The sequence below is a fragment of the Lentilactobacillus sunkii DSM 19904 genome (genome assembly GCF_001435575.1).
GTDB lineage: Bacteria > Bacillota > Bacilli > Lactobacillales > Lactobacillaceae > Lentilactobacillus > Lentilactobacillus sunkii.
The window spans coordinates 119,907-136,033 of sequence record NZ_AZEA01000001.1; the positions used below are offsets into that span (position 1 = coordinate 119,907).

At 41.5% G+C, this 16,127-nt stretch carries 19 protein-coding genes and 1 other annotated feature; of the genes, 4 read left to right on the plus strand and 15 right to left on the minus strand.

Annotation, left to right across the window (positions count from 1 at the left end):
* Positions 1–3: 3 nt before the first annotated feature.
* The 4 genes from pheS to FD17_RS00600 all read right to left on the minus strand — a co-directional run bounded on the left by pheS (position 4) and on the right by FD17_RS00600 (position 3,086).
* The gene (gene pheS / locus FD17_RS00585; RefSeq protein WP_057822702.1) at positions 4–1,053 is read right to left on the minus strand and encodes a phenylalanine--tRNA ligase subunit alpha; all 1,050 of its coding nucleotides are present in this window, start codon (positions 1,051–1,053) and stop codon (positions 4–6) included.
* Positions 1,054–1,099: 46 nt separating this feature from the next.
* Positions 1,100–1,318 (minus strand) — a binding site (T-box leader).
* 37 nt (positions 1,319–1,355) lie between these two features.
* Positions 1,356–1,706 (minus strand): winged helix-turn-helix transcriptional regulator, encoded by a 351-nt coding sequence (locus FD17_RS00590; RefSeq protein WP_057822704.1) that lies wholly within the window; start codon positions 1,704–1,706, stop codon positions 1,356–1,358.
* A gap of 32 nt (positions 1,707–1,738) precedes the next feature.
* The gene (locus tag FD17_RS00595; protein WP_057822706.1) at positions 1,739–2,245 is read right to left on the minus strand and encodes an HD domain-containing protein; all 507 of its coding nucleotides are present in this window, start codon (positions 2,243–2,245) and stop codon (positions 1,739–1,741) included.
* A 70-nt stretch (positions 2,246–2,315) separates the two neighbouring features.
* A complete protein-coding gene (locus FD17_RS00600) occupies positions 2,316–3,086 on the minus strand; it encodes a TrmH family RNA methyltransferase (protein WP_057822708.1) in 771 nt (256 codons plus the stop codon).
* Between the two features lie 47 nt (positions 3,087–3,133).
* Between FD17_RS00600 and FD17_RS00605 the strand changes: the two genes are divergently transcribed.
* The 3 genes from FD17_RS00605 (at position 3,134) to FD17_RS00615 (ending at position 6,513) form a co-directional block, all read left to right on the plus strand.
* Complete coding sequence (locus tag FD17_RS00605) at positions 3,134–3,418, plus strand: acylphosphatase (protein WP_057822710.1); 285 nt, start codon at positions 3,134–3,136, stop codon at positions 3,416–3,418.
* A 68-nt stretch (positions 3,419–3,486) separates the two neighbouring features.
* Positions 3,487–4,518, plus strand: coding sequence for a membrane protein insertase YidC (yidC, locus tag FD17_RS00610; RefSeq protein WP_057822712.1), 1,032 nt, complete (start codon positions 3,487–3,489; stop codon positions 4,516–4,518).
* A gap of 138 nt (positions 4,519–4,656) precedes the next feature.
* A complete protein-coding gene (locus FD17_RS00615) occupies positions 4,657–6,513 on the plus strand; it encodes a cation:proton antiporter family protein (RefSeq protein ID WP_057822714.1) in 1,857 nt (618 codons plus the stop codon).
* Positions 6,514–6,570: 57 nt separating this feature from the next.
* On the opposite strand, the gene FD17_RS00620 is transcribed toward FD17_RS00615, so the two are convergent.
* Entirely contained in the window at positions 6,571–8,196 is a 1,626-nt protein-coding gene (locus FD17_RS00620; RefSeq protein ID WP_057822717.1) for a HAMP domain-containing sensor histidine kinase, read from the minus strand.
* Entirely contained in the window at positions 8,193–8,879 is a 687-nt protein-coding gene (locus tag FD17_RS00625) for a response regulator transcription factor (RefSeq protein WP_057822718.1), read from the minus strand. Before FD17_RS00625 ends, FD17_RS00620 begins: the two co-directional genes overlap by 4 nt.
* A 252-nt stretch (positions 8,880–9,131) precedes the next feature.
* On the opposite strand from FD17_RS00625, the gene adhP reads away from it, so the two are divergent.
* On the plus strand, positions 9,132–10,148 hold the full coding sequence (gene adhP / locus FD17_RS00635) for an alcohol dehydrogenase AdhP (RefSeq protein WP_057822722.1): 1,017 nt from the start codon (positions 9,132–9,134) through the stop codon (positions 10,146–10,148).
* A gap of 120 nt (positions 10,149–10,268) precedes the next feature.
* Here adhP and rpmF read toward each other — a convergent pair whose 3' ends face one another.
* From rpmF to yqeH, 9 genes are all read right to left on the minus strand, one after another.
* Positions 10,269–10,445, minus strand: coding sequence for a 50S ribosomal protein L32 (rpmF, locus tag FD17_RS00640; protein ID WP_008856889.1), 177 nt, complete (start codon positions 10,443–10,445; stop codon positions 10,269–10,271).
* A 54-nt stretch (positions 10,446–10,499) separates the two neighbouring features.
* Entirely contained in the window at positions 10,500–11,054 is a 555-nt protein-coding gene (locus FD17_RS00645; protein WP_057822724.1) for a DUF177 domain-containing protein, read from the minus strand.
* Positions 11,055–11,138: 84 nt separating this feature from the next.
* Complete coding sequence (locus FD17_RS00650; RefSeq protein ID WP_057822726.1) at positions 11,139–12,275, minus strand: nucleotidyltransferase; 1,137 nt, start codon at positions 12,273–12,275, stop codon at positions 11,139–11,141.
* Positions 12,276–12,289: 14 nt separating this feature from the next.
* A complete protein-coding gene (locus FD17_RS00655) occupies positions 12,290–13,045 on the minus strand; it encodes a class I SAM-dependent DNA methyltransferase (RefSeq protein ID WP_057822728.1) in 756 nt (251 codons plus the stop codon).
* Complete coding sequence (rsfS, locus tag FD17_RS00660; protein ID WP_057822730.1) at positions 13,045–13,401, minus strand: ribosome silencing factor; 357 nt, start codon at positions 13,399–13,401, stop codon at positions 13,045–13,047. Before rsfS ends, FD17_RS00655 begins: the two co-directional genes overlap by 1 nt.
* A gap of 9 nt (positions 13,402–13,410) precedes the next feature.
* On the minus strand, positions 13,411–14,022 hold the full coding sequence (yqeK, locus tag FD17_RS00665; protein WP_057822732.1) for a bis(5'-nucleosyl)-tetraphosphatase (symmetrical) YqeK: 612 nt from the start codon (positions 14,020–14,022) through the stop codon (positions 13,411–13,413).
* Positions 14,012–14,644, minus strand: a complete 633-nt coding sequence (locus FD17_RS00670; RefSeq protein WP_057822734.1) for a nicotinate-nucleotide adenylyltransferase — start codon at positions 14,642–14,644, stop codon at positions 14,012–14,014. Before FD17_RS00670 ends, yqeK begins: the two co-directional genes overlap by 11 nt.
* Before the next feature lie 12 nt (positions 14,645–14,656).
* Positions 14,657–14,968: a ribosome assembly RNA-binding protein YhbY gene (gene yhbY / locus FD17_RS00675; protein ID WP_057822736.1), complete on the minus strand. Its 312-nt coding sequence runs from the start codon at positions 14,966–14,968 to the stop codon at positions 14,657–14,659.
* A gap of 15 nt (positions 14,969–14,983) precedes the next feature.
* Entirely contained in the window at positions 14,984–16,120 is a 1,137-nt protein-coding gene (yqeH, locus tag FD17_RS00680; protein ID WP_057822738.1) for a ribosome biogenesis GTPase YqeH, read from the minus strand.
* Between the last annotated feature and the right edge of the window lie 7 nt (positions 16,121–16,127).

The following is a 16,127-nucleotide window of genomic DNA, read 5'->3' on the forward strand; positions in this document are numbered from 1 at the left end:
TATCTAATTACCCCTCTTACTGAATTGATTTAAGAAGCGAACGTCGTCCAAATAGAAATCACGAATGTCATCCACTCCGTATTTAAGCATTGCAAAACGATCGGGGCCAACACCAAAGGCAAAACCACCATACTTCTTTGAATCAACACCTGCCATATCGAGGACATTTGGATGAACCATACCGGCACCTAAAACCTCAATCCAGCCAGTGTGTTTGCAGACATCGCATCCTTTACCCATGCAATTGAAACAAGTCACGTCAACTTCAACTGATGGTTCAGTAAATGGGAAGTAGCTTGGACGTAATCGAATATCGAACTTATCACCAAAAATATTTTGGGCCATTGTGATCAAAGTACCCTTTAAATCAGCCATGGTCACATGTTCATCAATGAAAAGACCTTCAACTTGGTGGAATTGATGGGAATGAGTTGGATCATCAGTATCACGACGGTAAACAATTCCTGGTGAGATCATCTTCAAGGGACCCTTTGAAAAATCGTGTTTCTCTAAGGCGCGGGCCTGCATCGGGGATGTTTGCGTTCTCATCAGGATTTCCTTACTTATGTAAAAAGTGTCCTGCATATCTCGAGCTGGATGGTTTTTAGGAAGATTCATCATCTCAAAATTATACTTATCCTCTTCCACTTCCGGTCCGGACAAAACTTCATAACCCATTCCAAGAAACAAATCGACAATCTGGTCAATAATTTGTTGGATAACATGAGGCTGACCCTGTGTGACCGGTTTTCCGGGCATGGTCACATCGATCTTTTCCGAAGTAAGCTGAGCATTTAATGCCTGATTCTCCAACTTTTCACGATGATCGGCAACGGCCTCGGTAATTGCATCACGGATTTTGTTGGCATAACTGCCGACTTCCGGACGTTCCTCAGGAGTTAATTCCTTAATTCCTCTAAGTGCAGCGGTAATTGGACCTTTTTTGCCAAGCAGATGCACCCGAATATCATTTAATGTCTTTAAGTCACTGGTTTGCTCGATATCAGCAAGCCCTTTTTCTTTAATCTCTGTCAATTGATCTCGCAGTGACATAGTATCCCTCCAGTTCTAATTTTAACCACAAAAAAAGCTTCGCCCAATAAGGGACGAAGCGACGCGGTACCACCCTAATTTGCTGTTCAAAAAAACAACACACTTAAGACATCGTTAACGGTGATTACCCGGAAATTTTTTGTTTAATAACTCCCAATTTCTGCTCGAAAAATGAATTCGTGAAAATTTCCTACTTCGTTTTCACCAACCACGAAGTCTCTCAGATAGGAAATCAACCTACTACTTTTTTCTCAAACGCTTTACATTAGTGAATAATAAGCTAAAACAAAAAAATGGTCAAGCTACTTTTTAACGCTTGGGTACCATTTTTCTGACCATGTATGAATTTCGTGCATGATCGGTGCTAATTCTTTGCCTTGTTCAGTCAAAGCATATTCAATCAATGATGAGTCTTCATGTTCAGTTCGAACAACAACTCCGTCATCCTCAAGCTCTCTCAAGCGTTCAACCAATACCCGGTCGCTGCACTTGGGAATTTGTCTGGCGATTTCACGAAAACGTAAAACACCTTCTTGAAGGAGGACATCAATAATCAGTCCGTTCCATTTCTTCCCAAGAAATGAAAATGTCTTCTCGAACTTTGGGCATAAATAATAGTTAATTGTATCTTGCAATCCAATTGCTTGTCGCATTTAAAATCCCCCTCTCGTAATATGAACTTCAATTACTTTGTTGCAGATGTTTTGATAACCTGTTTCTTAATATTTGCGATTTTTCCTTTAATTGGGCTCATAAATTCATGAACAGCCTCATAATCGTCAACCAAGGAAACAATGACACTTTCTTCATACTTTGGTCGGGCAAGTGTGAGTCCCCACATGTGTTTCAAAATAATGTCTTTTTCCATTGGTGTCAATTTGGTAATCCGCTCGGCGTTTCGTAAGGCAACCCGTGGGTGAATAAATGCATGAGAGCCCAAGTCAAACTTTGTGGTTCTCCAATCGTAGAAAAACAAATCATGGAGCAAGCCAGCACGAGCAACGGCACGATAATCTAAGCCCCTTCTTTTGGCAATCTTGTAACTGTCAAAAGAAACAGCAATTGAATGTTCAAGTCGAGTTGAGTGATGGTGTTGAGTATAGTTAGCCAATTTCTTAACCATATCAGTTGCCATCAGGTCAGAAACTATATCACGATACTCAGAATCGTTTTTCCATTCATCCTTTTGCATGTAATACCCCTTTGTCTTTATTTATCAACATGATACTAGGTATTGCCCTAAATATCAATGAAAACGCACGTTATTTAACAAACTTGAAAAGTAATATCCCAGTTGCAACAGCAACGTTCAAAGATTCTGCTTCACCGTTCATTGGGATATAAAGGTTCTGGTCGGTTTTTTCCAAAATTTTAGGGTCAACACCATTTCCTTCATTGCCCATAATAAGTGCAAATTGTTTGGTTGGTGTTATATCATAGTAGGAAATGGCCTGATCATTTAGCTCGGTTCCATATGTCTTAACGCCGGCATCTTTTAAAGCTGACATCCACTCCAAAATGTCACCGGTAAACAACTTCATATGAAACTGGCTGCCCTGCATGGAACGAACTACTTTTGGATTATACAAGTCGGCTGATCCTTTACCAAAGACAATGCCGTTTAAACCGGCTGCGTCTGCGGTCCGAACCATCGTGCCAATATTGCCCGGGTCCTGAATATTATCCAATAAGAGCCAGCCGCCTTTGAGATCATCCGGAATCTGTTCATGGTAATCTTCAGTATCAAGAACCGCAAAGACGCCCTGTGGTGTTTCTGTGGAAGAAATGTGTTTGGCGATTTCTTGCGTGATCAAGAAGACTTCGGTGTCATCATCGACGGGCAGGTCACCAAGATAACTCTCGTCAACGACCATTAATTGTTTAATGGCTTGACGGTGGCGAATGGCTTCATCAACAATGTGCCAGCCTTCAATCACATATTGACCGGATTTAACCCGGCCTTTCTTAGTCTGCATCTTGGTCCATTCTTTAACCCGATTGTTTTGATTAGAAGTTATTTTTTCGATATCCATATCAATTTCTCTCTTTCATTAATTATTAAAAATAGGTGGTGAATGTTTTGAACGATAAAAATAAAACCGTTAAAATGGCTGCTATTGGTCGAGTTCAGGGTGTTGGTTTCAGATGGTCGACCATTCAGATTGCAGAAGAACTGAACATCTCCGGTTGGGTCAAAAATGAACCTGACGGCAGTGTCACAATTGTGGCCAGTGGAACAACCGAAAGTTTGGATCGGTTCATCGCAAAAATCAAGAATTCACCGACACCATTTGCCAAAGTTAAAAGCCTTCACATCAATTATATATCGAAAACGGTTAATAAAGGGTTCAATGTGAAATATTAAATTGAAAAGCGGTCAATAATCTAGTAAGATTATTTTGTTTACGTATTAACTTAAGAAAGGTCTTAGTAATGAAAAAAATTAAACATATAACCACCCTGGGGCTGCTTACCAGTTTGGCCCTACTGCTGAGTGGTTGTGTCCGAACAACCAAGTCCGGAAAACCATATGGTGCGGTTTATGATTACCTTGCGCGGCCTGCACAAGGAATTATGGAATGGATAGCCCAATTTGTCGGCAGTTACGGTTGGGCAATTATTGTCTTAACAGTGATTGTGCGGATGGTTCTGTTGCCAATCATGATTCGCCAAATGAAGGCTTCAACGATCCAACAAGAAAAGATGCAGTTGATCCGCCCACAAATGGCTGAATTGCAAAAACGGCAAAAGGCCGCCAGCACACCTGAAGAACAAACTGCTGCCAGTCAAGCAATGATGGCGCTATACAAGCAAAACGGGATTTCAATGACCGGTGGAATCGGATGTCTGCCTTTGTTAATTCAAATGCCGATTTTTACCGCCTTGTATGCAGCCATCCGGTACTCACCCGAACTATCCCACACCGTCTTCATGGGCATTCGACTTGGCCAATCAAGCTGGTTACTGGCAGTTTTATCTTTTGCTTCATATTTGTTGCAAGGTTATATTGCGATGCTTGGTACGCCCGCTACCCAGAAAAAGCAAATGGGTGCCATGATGCTGATGAGTCCCATCATGATTCTTGTGTTCACTTTGACAGCCCCAGCCGGCTTGGGTATCTACTTCTTCATTGGTGGTTTGTTTGCATGTCTGCAGACCTTAATTATCAATATGTATCGTCCAAGAATCCGAAAGAGTATTGCCAAGGAAAATGAAGGTAAAAAAGTGGTCACCGTTGAAGATTTGATGCCAAAGCCAACACCGGCTACCACTGATTCAAAGTCGTCAGGACCTAGCGTTCATGAACGAAACCGACAACGAAACACCGGTAAACAACAAGTCAACCGTAAACTGGCAAAAACGCCCGTTCAGGAATCAAAACCTACATCGGTGCCATCCAAGGATGATAAGCCACAACCAAGGAAGCCCCGAAACGCTGGTAAACAACAGCGTCACCACAAATAGCAGCAATGCATAAACACATCCCAACAGATGTGTTTTTTTATACCCCAAAATTGCATTTACATAAAACTACACCAAAAAGATTGCGATAAATGGTAGGATATTGATGTATATTTTTCAAGAAAAGAGCTGTGAACAATTATGAATCAAATATCACTGCTGATTATCCTATTAGCGGCACTCGTCATCCCATTGGCAATGGCACGTTTTCGAATAACGTTTCTGCCAACCGCAGTGGTGGAAATTATTGTAGGTGTTTTCCTTGGCCCCTCACTTTTTAATTGGATTACCACATCCGATACACTCAGTATTCTCCAAAACGTCGGTGTCATATTCCTGCTGTTCTTGAGCGGAATGGAAATTGACTTCAGCTTGTTCAAAACGAAGCCGCAGGAACTCTCACCTCTTGAGCAAAAGGCCCGCCACAATCAGCCAAAACACTCAGTCCTCCAAATTGCGTTGATTGCTTACGCATCGATTGTAGCGATGTCGCTGGTGATGGCTGCTGTCTTGAAACTGTCACATCTCTTTTCAGATATCTGGCTGGCGGCAATTTTGTTCATGACGATTTCACTTGGCATTGTCATCGCGGGATTAAAGGAAAAAGAACTCCTCAGCAAACCATTTGGGCAAACAATTCTGCTAATTGCAGCTTTAGGTGAAGTAGTACCCATGGTAGGCTTGACTTTCTATGCATCCGCTTACAGCCCGCATTCAAAGTCTTTATGGCTGATCTTACTCATTTTGGTTGTTGCTGCTTTATTATTTTGGCGTTTTAAAGCATTCTTCCATTTCTTTGATCAAATCAACAAGTCAACCACCCAGGTGGATATCCGGTTATCGTTTTTCATGATCGTTACCCTTGTTACTGTTGCTGAATCGGTTGGTGCAGAAGGCATTTTGGGAGCATTTTTAGCAGGAATTGTCATCAAACTATTAGAACCCCATGAAGAAACCAAGGTTCGGTTGGATGCTATCGGTTATGGCTTCTTTATTCCCATTTTCTTCATCATGAGCGGTGTCAATTTAAACTTGCGACAGTTAATTGGTAACCCCCATACACTGCTGATGATTCCCGTCATTTTCATTGGTTATGTCATGGCAAAAAGTTTGCTGTTTTTTGCACTAAGGCTGCGTTTCAAAAATGCTAATGCAATCGCCGGGACAGCAATGTCTGTGACAACAATTACCGTTGTGCTGGCCGTTTTACAGGTTGCCGGACATCTCCATCGAATCACCAATCAGCAGTCTGGAGCATTTCTTTTGTCGGCAGTCATTACCTGTATCTTTGGCCCGATGATTTTTAACAAGTTATATTCTTCCGAAGCTGCGGATCTCAAAAAGGCGACGGTTCACTTCATTGGGACTAATTTAACAACCGTTCCAGTTGCTCAACAGTTAGCAAAAAGTTGGTATGAAGTAACCATGTACACCAACAACCAGCATAATTACCGTGCGTTTAATAGTGAAACAAGGATCCACCTTCTAGACAGTCTGGATCCTCAATTTATGATTCAAAATGGCGTCTTTGATGCTGATGTCGTTGTACTGGGACAGGTCAATTCCGAAAAAAATTATGAACTTGCGAAAATAGCTAAAAATTATGGTGTACGACGAGTGATCGTCAGATTTGAGGATCGAAACATCCTCGATGAACGGCGCGACGAGCTTAATAAACTTGGTGTTGAGCTATATAACACTCCTGACGTCAATATCAGTATGCTCCGTGCGTTAATTGAAGCTCCGTCCACAATGAGACTGATGACCTCAACCGACTCCAGTGTTTATGAAGTTGCACTCAAGAACAGCCGCTATGCTGATATCCAGGTTCGAAACATTCCCTTTATTGACAAAATTACCATCACGCAAATCTATCGTGATAAACGTTTCATCCGTCCATCCGGTGGCACATCTTTGAAACTGAACGATCGAATCATCTTCACCAGCAGTAAAAGTGAAGCCCCTGAGGTTCGGCGTGAACTTGGAAAATTGAATTAAAACACAAAAAACGTTGAAACAAAATGAGTTGTTTGATCTCATAATCCTTCAGCGTTTTTAATTTGTTTTAGAGTTATCATCTTGTGAATCGTGTGGCTGCTGGTTTGGCTTCTCCTTGGAAGTATCCAAGATACCTTCCGGCAGCTCTGAATTATCTTCAGAATCCGGCGTTTTAGACTCGTCATCGGGTTCTTCCTCCGGCATATTCTGCATGATAGGAAGATTGATTTGAAAGATAGAACCATATCCCAAAGAGCTCTCAATCCAAATATTACCGTGGTAAGCTTCAATCAGCCGGTGAGCAATTGAAAGGCCGAGCCCGTTACCACCTTTGTCCCGACTACGTGCTTTATCAACACGGTAAAATCTATTGAAGACCTTTTGCTTATCAGCTTCGGAAATTCCTTCACCAAAGTCTTGAATGGCGATGTTGACCATTGATAACGACGTAGAGAGAGACAAATGAACTTCCTTACGTTTGGTTGAATACTTGATGGCATTGTCCAAAAGAATGACCAGAACCTGTTCCAAATGATTACGATAAATTTTAACGTAAACATCGTTGTGAGTGTCATCATCAAAAGTAAACGTGAAATCAGGATGAATCATTTTGAAATCGTTGTACACCTGTTCGAACACTTGATTAACGTCGGTTATTTCTTCACCGTAATTGATTTCAATTTGTTCGGCGCGGGATAAATCAAGCATCTCGGAAACCAAGCTCTTCATCCGATTTGTTTCCTGAAGGGATGCCTTCAAGGATTCCTCCAGAACTTCGGGATCATCCTTCCCCCATCGCAGGAGCATATCAATGTGGCCTTGAATAACAGCCACTGGCGTTCTTAGTTCGTGAGAAACGTCTTCAACAAATTGCTGTTGTTGATCAATATACCGCTTAGTCTGGTCCAACATACCGTTTAATAGTTCCGCCAAATCGGTTAGTTCATCATTGGATCGAAAAGCCGGAACTCTGGCATCGGAATCGGGATCACTTTTAACTTCATTAATCGTCTTTTGAATTGAATTAATTGGCCTAAGCAATTCCTGAGCCAGAATGTAGGCAAAAATCATTGTCAATAAGACGGAGATCATGACCAAAATGACTAAAATCACCAGTAATTTGTTTGCAGTTGCTCGATAATTATCCAACTTATCCGTAACCTGAGCATAACCAATGAGCGATCCGTTTTTCTTTGATATGAGGGGTTCAGCCCCAACCATTACCTGGCGACCATCTTGTCTGGATGTAAATATTTTTCGCTTATTTGAATTGTAGTACTTAACAGCACCTTTGCGTGATTCAAACAGCTCTTTTCCATTAACGTCGTATACGTTAACCAGAATATTATCTCTGGAAAAGTTAACAATGAGAGAATTGGAATACAAATCATTGCCATCCGCCTGAGTCACCTGGTCATTGCTATTGGTTATCTTTGGCTTCAAGTAGTAAGCCACATCACCTTTTGACAACGGCGACGAGTAATTGGACAATCGCGACGACACAGTACTAAGTGTGTTATCAATGTGTGCCCGTTCTTGCTGCAGCAAGACATTTGTAAATCGATTAAAAATTAAAACCGAAAAAATGACAACGATCGCTAAAACGCCGATGGACGTAAAAAATGCCCACTTCCATTTTAGCGATGTCTTTCGTTTCTTTTGTTTCGTTTTGGGTTGGCTCATGAGCGCATCACGTACCCCGTGCCTCTAACTGTTTGAATATAACTGTTCTCGCCTGGGCGATCAATCTTGTTTCGCAGGTATCGGATATACACATCCACCACATTGGTTTCAACTTCCGAATCATATCCCCAAACCTTGGTAAGCAGCACATCCCGTGCCAAAACAACGTCGACATTCTCCATCAAAGTGAGTAATAGTTCATATTCACGTTTTGTGAGATTGATCACATCGTCTCCTCGGCGAACAATTCGACTTTCTTTTTCGATAGTCAGGTCTTTAAATGTCACTGATTTTTTATTGCTCTTTTGTTGATCATTTTCAATTTGGATTCGACGAAGCAATGCCCGAATTCGTGCCAATAATTCTTCAATGGCAAATGGCTTAACGATATAGTCATCCGCACCGTGATCAAATCCAGAAACGCGGTCAATCACAGAATCACGCGCAGTCATCATAATAATTGGTGTGTTTTTCTTTTCACGTAATCGACGGGCAACTTCCATTCCATTAAGCTCTGGCAGCATTAAATCAAGTAAAATAACATCAAAGTTTTCATCCAATGCTGCCTGCAAACCAGTTCGGCCATTGAGTTCAACCTGGGTATCGTAACCTTCGTGCTTTAATTCCAATTCAACGAATCGGGCTAAATTCTTTTCGTCTTCAATAATCAAAATTCGACTCATAAATGATCAGCTCTCCTATAAAATATCTTAATTTGTTTATTAGTAACGTAGAAACCTTTTAACATAACTCTCATTTTACCATAATTATGAGAGTTTAAGGGTTTTACTTTGCCAAAACTTATAAAAGTAGTAAACAATTGGAAATTATTTTCAAGTTTTGAACATTTGTGTAGATTTTCACTTGCCAACGCCGCCTTTCCTGTTTATAATAAGCTTGTTTGAAAATATATTACAAAAAGGATGATTAAACCTATGAAAGCTGCTGTTGTTAGAGATCCAGTCGATGGATATGTCGATATTAAAGATGTTACTCTTCGCCCAATCCACCAAGGTGAAGCTTTAGTTAAAGTTGAATATTGTGGATTATGTCACACGGATCTTCACGTTGCCGAAGGAGACTTTGGTAAGGTTCCTGGCCGAATTATTGGTCATGAAGGTGTTGGTAAAGTTATCCAAGTTGCAGATGACGTCACTAATTTAAAGATTGGTGATCGAGTATCAATCGCCTGGTTCTTCAAAGGCTGTGGCCATTGTGAGTATTGCATCACTGGTCGTGAAACTCTTTGCCGCAACGTTCAAAATTCTGGATACACCGTCGACGGCGCAATGGCTGAAGAAGTTATTGTTCCTGCAGACTATGCCGTTAAAGTTCCTGAAGGCCTTGATCCAGTTGAAGCCACTTCATTAACTTGTGCCGGTGTAACGATGTACAAAGCCCTTAAAGTTGGTGAAACTCGTCCAGGTCAGTGGGTTGAAGTTGTCGGCTGTGGTGGTTTGGGTAACCTTGCCGTTCAGTATGCTCATAACGTTTTTGGTGCTCATGTTGTTGCCGTTGATGGTAATGAGCAAAAGCTGCAAGCTGCCCGAGATAACGGTGCAGAAATTACAATCAATCGTCATGACCCAGATGTTGCCGACCAAATCCAAAAGAAAGTTGGCGGTGTTCATAACGCACAAATCACTGCCGTTACAACAGATGCATTCACCACTTCAGTTAATGCTTTACGTCCAGATGGTAAATTGGTTGCCGTTGCCCTTCCAAAGGGTGATATGGCATTGAACATCGACAAGACTGTTCTAGATGGCATTCAAGTTGCCGGTTCCCTTGTTGGTACCCGACAAGATCTTGCTGAAACCTTCCAATTTGGTGCTGAAGGTAAAGTTAAGCCTATCGTTCAAACTCGCCGTCTTGACGAAGTAAACGACATTATCGATGAAATGAAAGCTAACAATATCGTTGGCCGGATGGTTGTTGATTTCACCAAGTAATTCTTAATATAAAAACTAAGGGCTCATACGAAATAAATTTTCGTATGAGCCCTTTTTGATACTAAAAAAGTGTACAAAAAAACCAATTTAGAATCCATGGCGTTCTAAATTGGTTATTAATTACTTGTTATCTTTGATAACTTTACGGCCTTTGTAAAAGCCTGATGGTGAAACGTGATGTGGCATGGTGTATTCACCGGTCTTTGGGTCGAGGCTCAAATTAGGAGTCGTCAACTTGATGTGACCGCGACGCATGCGCTTTTTAGCTTTAGAAGTTCTACGTGCTGGTGTAGCCATTCTTTTTCCCTCCTCGTAAAAATAAAATATCCACTAGTGAAATTTTAAGTCCAGCTATTTTGAATCGCGATTCTTAAAAAAGTTCTTCAATTCTGCCAGACGTGGATCAACAGTTTTTAATTCTGCCTTCTGCTTGCTGTAGTCATCGACTGTCATAACATCCCAGTCGTTTCCACTTGGCATCTTTTGCCCAGCAATTTCATCAGGAGACAAGACGTGCATAGGAATGTGCAAAATAACATTATCAACAACGGCACTCTGCATATCCACCATATCGTCTTCACCTAAAACAAAGACAACGTCATCTTTGCCATATCTTGATTCCGCAGCCTTGGAAGGAACATAGAATTCCTCAACCTTGAAATCTAATGGCAAGTCGACAGGCGTCAACGAACGTGACGAAGGGACCACAAGCTTTCCAACGATGTGACTATCAATAATCACGTCACCTTGATCAGCAAATGCAGTTCCTTCAATGTTAAAGTCGGATGCATCAATCACCTCATCGGCGTATCGATCCAGCAAATCGGCTTTAATGGAAAGCTTCTCATTGAATGTGAAAGGATCAGTATCTGAGTACTTTTGCAAGTCTCTGAAGTACCATTTCAATATAATTCCTCCAATGCAACAAAACTTATTATACCGGCAACAAATAGCCTTGTCAAGGTGTTTTCCTTGATAGGAGTTTACTGATTATTCAATGATTATAGGATGGCGATAAAAATCTTGAGATGCGCCAGTAATCATCTGTGTCAGCATTCCCCCACGAAAGTCCATTTGAATAAAGTCGGCAACAACATCATCATTAATTTTTGTAATCAGCGGCCATTCGAGTTCACCTTTGATCTGGTTGAGGTATTTCTGACCTGTTGAATTAAACCCCAATAAGCGGATATACCCGCCTGTCAGAAGCATATCACGAGCTGCAGCATGCAGCAACACATAAACACAAAGACGCTGAATCCGCGTATAGGTATATCGTTTGGTCTTGACCAAATGTAAAAATTCTTTAAAATTATTAGCCTTGATGGCAGCCCGCTTCAGCCGATACTCGATTCCTTCAGTCATTTGATATATTTCATGAAGCTTGTCAACTGGATTTTCCACCAATTCAAATCTGAGGAATGGCCAAAAGTCACTCCAGTCCATCATCTGATTGTTGCGAATCATGTCCAACGTTGGCCTGGGAGCCACTTTTTGAATACTGGACTCTTGATGATCCTTGATGGCCTTTCGAATAGCCGTGGCACTGGCAATGGACGCACTGAGCTCAATTTGAGTATCATCGTGCTCACTGCCCATCCGTTGCAACGGAACCAAGTCCAATGGCGACCCTGCGTCAAAGTTGGCATTAGCATAACCAAATCCTAAAACATCATTGGGTTGGTTTAAGCGAATACCGGTTTTAGAGAATAGATAGTCTTGAAAAATCGAAGCATAAGGCTTATCAAACCGTTTAAAACTGTTCTTATCTTCAGGCTGATTATCAATCAATCGTTGGTAATTCATATCAGGATGCTCGGCGCCAAATGCCAACCATTTACATCTCATTTGAATTGCCAGGTCAACAGCACCTTTTGAGAACAAATGAGATGGCTGGACAGCACTAAAAAGTGGCAGCTCAACGACCAGATCAACGCCATTAAGCAACGCTGATCTGGTTCGCTGCCACTTGTCAAATGCTGCAGGTTCCCCACGCTGGAGCCAATTGCCACTCATAATTGCAACACTGACATCAGCGCTGGTCTCCTTTTTGGCTTGATTCAACATATACAAATGCCCATTATGAAATGGGTTGTATTCTGAAACGATCCCGACTGCCTGGAGCATGTTTCTCAACTTCCTTAATTCTTATGAGTACTGAAGAACCACCGTTTGGTTTCATCAGTAAATGGTTTTTCACCAAAATCGGTTCTTGGTGTCGTGCCGGAAAATCCGGCCTGGTCTAACATCTTATCAATCTCTTCATGCTCATATGCCCGCTCACGATGAATTTCATTATATGCGTCATAGGCATCCTTATCTTCATTATATTGGAAGAAGTTTAATTCATGTTCGACGGCCATTGGTGCGAAATCACCTTCATAACTCGTCCACATAAACGCTGCGTCTTCACTACGATAATTGTACATATAACCCGGATATACTTCGGTAACCTGATAAGGGGTAATCATATCAAGCATGAACTGCCCTCGTGAATTTAAGTGAGCATTAACAGCTTTAAATGTCGCCTGTAAATCAGTCTGATCAACGAGATAGTTCAGGGAGTCATCAAAACAGGTAATTATGTCATATTGATCCAACCCATCCATCGACCGCATGTCCGTTTGAATAAAAGGCACCTCAACGTTTGGTTCGCGAGATCTCTGCTCCGCAATCGTCAGCATGTCCTCAGACAAATCTGCTCCCGTAACCTGAAAGCCCATTTGAGCTAATTTAATCGCCAATCGGCCAGTTCCACAAGCAAGATCTAATATTTTCAACTCATTATTTTCTTTGCCGGTAATTCTTGCTTGACGGACAACATAAGCTGCCCAACGTTCATATAGAGTTGCATCAAATAAATCATCATAAAATTTGGCGAATTCAGTATATATCATTAAGCCTCCACCCACGAATCGGTATTAACGATTGGTGCATCTGACCAAAGCTTTTCCAAATTGTAGAAGTCACGAACTTCTTTCTGGAAAATATGGACAACAACATCCCCAAGATCAATCAAAATCCAACGGGCGGTATCTTTACCTGAAACACTATACACATTGACGTCGCCTGCTTCAACCTGGTCGACAATTTCATCGGCGATTGCTTTAACCTGACGACTTGAATTTGCATCGGCAATGACAAAATAATCTGCCATCAGACTAACCTTTTGCATATCAAGAACAACAATGTCGTTGGCACGCTTGCTGTCTGCAGCACGCACAACAATTTCTGAAATTTCTTTACTATTCATATTTACTCCTTAATCTAATCCCGAACCTGGTACCCAACTATTATAAGTGACAATGGTTTGTGGAAAAACAGGTTTGTCATGACCTACCAGATAACCCAAGGTTTGCTTGGTCTGGTATGCCACCCCATCTTTCAAATTATTCATCGTAATTTTCCTGGCATCATCAACTCCTGGAAAATCCCTGCCTGGTTCAATATAATCAGCCATGTAAACAATTTGTTCCAACGGGGTCATATACTGATGGCCAACCGTATGGTATCTCACGGCGTTTAAGATATCAATATCAGTGATCTGCAGCTCATTTTTAACGAAAATCCAACCAACTACCCCATGCCAGATTGCGTTCCCATAATTGAGCAATTCGGGATCCATATGGTATTCCTTAATTGCTTCGATGAAATCTTCGTCCGGCCGCTGCTTGGCATAATCATGAACCAAGCCGCCAATTGCAGCTTTTTCGACGTTGACGCCGTTTCGCTCAGCTAAATTCATCGCAGTCTGCTCAACCCGCAAACAATGTTGAAAACGACTATCGGTCAAAGCATCACGCAGCTTAGCCACTAACTCGGGGCGAGAATACGGGACAAAATGACCTTCATATGTTAATTGATCACTTTTCATAAAGATGGTTCTCCTTTATATAACGTTCTACAGACGATGGCACCAGATATTTAATCGATTGATGCTGCCGAATCTTGGAACGAATCAGAGATGATGAAATATCGATATATGGCACATCAACCCAGATAACTGGATACTTTGATACTGGGGTGTAACCATCGCGCTTAACACCGACAAATGAAACCATTTCGACCAAGTCATCGATGCGATACCATTTATGCAGGTAATTGACCATATCACCACCAATTATAAAATAATAGTGGTTTTCAGGATGTTGTTGAGTCAACTGTTTCATAGTGTCGTAGGAATAACTGACACCCCCACGAATGATTTCTGTCATCTCAATCGCAAATTTAGGATTGTCGCGAATGGATCCACTGATCATCGCTACCCGGTCCTTGGCATCAATCGCAAATTTTTTATCGACATGGGGTGGGTTGGCATCCGGCATAAAGCAGACCTTATCCAGTCCCAATTGGTCCAACACCTGCTCTGCAATGATCAAATGACCATTGTGAATTGGGTTGAATGTTCCACCAAGAATGCCAATTCGTTTCCCCGGCTTATGCTGGATCGTTTTCGTTTGCATTAATGTTTCAACATGATTCATGACATTCGACATACCAAATTACCTCTAGATTGCAAAAACTTCAGTGGATAATTTTTGATTATTTGCATTTTTTGATGGTTTGAACAATACCAGCGTCTTACCAATTGTTTGAACAACAGTGACGTCACTCTTTGTCTCAATATATTCCATAATATCATCTACCGTAGCAGTAGAATTCTGAAGGACATTGATCTTGATAAGTTCTCTGGTATCAAGTGCTTTTTGAATCTCATCCAGCCAAATTGAAGAAAGACCATTTTTTCCAACTTCAAATATTGGCCGCATCCGATTAGCATTAGCTCTTAAAAAACGCTTCTGTTTCCCTGTTAATTTCATAAATACCTCTTTATTCTATATCATTGCGGGACGAATCAATACAGAAACGCCCTTGGGCGCCCAACCAGTCACCGAAACGTCAGCAGGAATTGTCACCCATCCAAGCCCTTCAATGACCAGATCACTTTTTTCAGTTGACCTGAATTCATGTGGCTCCAAAGGTGGAAAGGCATCTTTTTGATCTTCGGTTGGAGGTGTTAGAAATGAACCAACATGACTCGCATAAAATTCATCAGCATTTTCCAACTTGGTTCTGTGGATGAATAAATTATTTTCTGCATAAACCGTAAAGCCGTGACGTTTATCACCAGCGTTGTAGTCAAAACGCCCAACTCCAGCAAAGAACAGCGTTTGGCCAGGGTTTAATTGATATCCCTTAGGCTTAATCGTTTTCTGTGGGGTGACAAGATTCAATTCTTTACCTGTTAGGTGGTGAGCCATTTGTTCAGGCTGAATGATTCCTGGTGTGTCGACTAAATTATGGCCATCTTTCAATGGAATATCGATTCTGTCCAAAGTCGTCCCAGGGAATCTTGAGGTTGTGATTAATTCTTTAATACCCGTTGACTGGCGGACAATTGAGTTAATCAGAGTGGACTTACCCACATTGGTAACCCCAACAACGTACACGTCTTTGCCCTTCCGATACTTCTCAATCTGATCCAATAAATGATCAATATCGAAGTTTGTTTTTGCGGAAATCAGCTCTACGCCAATTGGTCGAATTCCTGCAGCGTTGGCTTGCTGACGCAGCCAATCCTTCACCTTATTCTTCTTCAAAGCTTTTGGTAATACATCCAATTTATTTCCGACCAATAAAACCGGATTATTGCCGACAAATCGGTGTAGTCCGGGGATCATGCTGCCGTTGACATCAAATATGTCGACAACATATACAATCAGTGAGTCGGTATCAGAAATGCTCGTTAACAGCTTTAAGAAGTCATCATCTGACAAACTGACGGGGGCAATTTCGTTATAGTGTCGAAGTCTGAAACAACGTTGGCAGTATACTTCACCATTTTCCAAGCCCTTTTTCAAAGCAGATTCTGGTGTGTATCCCAGTGCATCCTTGTCAGTCGTTTGAACTGCTGCACCACAACCCACACAATGAACGACTTCACCGTCAACAATAACTTCATTATTTGCCATAATTCCT

Bases quoted from the DNA above. Each gene is read 5' to 3' on its own strand.
- pheS (WP_057822702.1), bottom strand. From the start codon at position 1,053: ATGTCACTGCGAGATCAATTGACAGAGATTAAAGAAAAAGGGCTTGCT.
- yidC (WP_057822712.1), top strand. From the start codon at position 3,487: ATGAAAAAAATTAAACATATAACCACCCTGGGGCTGCTTACCAGTTTG.
- FD17_RS00595 (WP_057822706.1), bottom strand. From the start codon at position 2,245: ATGCAAAAGGATGAATGGAAAAACGATTCTGAGTATCGTGATATAGTT.
- yqeK (WP_057822732.1), bottom strand. From the start codon at position 14,022: ATGAAAAGTGATCAATTAACATATGAAGGTCATTTTGTCCCGTATTCT.
- FD17_RS00625 (WP_057822718.1), bottom strand. From the start codon at position 8,879: ATGAGTCGAATTTTGATTATTGAAGACGAAAAGAATTTAGCCCGATTC.
- FD17_RS00655 (WP_057822728.1), bottom strand. From the start codon at position 13,045: ATGATATATACTGAATTCGCCAAATTTTATGATGATTTATTTGATGCA.
- adhP (WP_057822722.1), top strand. From the start codon at position 9,132: ATGAAAGCTGCTGTTGTTAGAGATCCAGTCGATGGATATGTCGATATT.
- rpmF (WP_008856889.1), bottom strand. From the start codon at position 10,445: ATGGCTACACCAGCACGTAGAACTTCTAAAGCTAAAAAGCGCATGCGT.
- FD17_RS00600 (WP_057822708.1), bottom strand. From the start codon at position 3,086: ATGGATATCGAAAAAATAACTTCTAATCAAAACAATCGGGTTAAAGAA.
- yhbY (WP_057822736.1), bottom strand. From the start codon at position 14,968: ATGAAATTAACAGGGAAACAGAAGCGTTTTTTAAGAGCTAATGCTAAT.
- FD17_RS00620 (WP_057822717.1), bottom strand. From the start codon at position 8,196: ATGAGCCAACCCAAAACGAAACAAAAGAAACGAAAGACATCGCTAAAA.
- FD17_RS00615 (WP_057822714.1), top strand. From the start codon at position 4,657: ATGAATCAAATATCACTGCTGATTATCCTATTAGCGGCACTCGTCATC.
- FD17_RS00650 (WP_057822726.1), bottom strand. From the start codon at position 12,275: ATGCTCCAGGCAGTCGGGATCGTTTCAGAATACAACCCATTTCATAAT.
- FD17_RS00590 (WP_057822704.1), bottom strand. From the start codon at position 1,706: ATGCGACAAGCAATTGGATTGCAAGATACAATTAACTATTATTTATGC.
- FD17_RS00670 (WP_057822734.1), bottom strand. From the start codon at position 14,644: ATGTCGAATGTCATGAATCATGTTGAAACATTAATGCAAACGAAAACG.
- rsfS (WP_057822730.1), bottom strand. From the start codon at position 13,401: ATGAATAGTAAAGAAATTTCAGAAATTGTTGTGCGTGCTGCAGACAGC.
- yqeH (WP_057822738.1), bottom strand. From the start codon at position 16,120: ATGGCAAATAATGAAGTTATTGTTGACGGTGAAGTCGTTCATTGTGTG.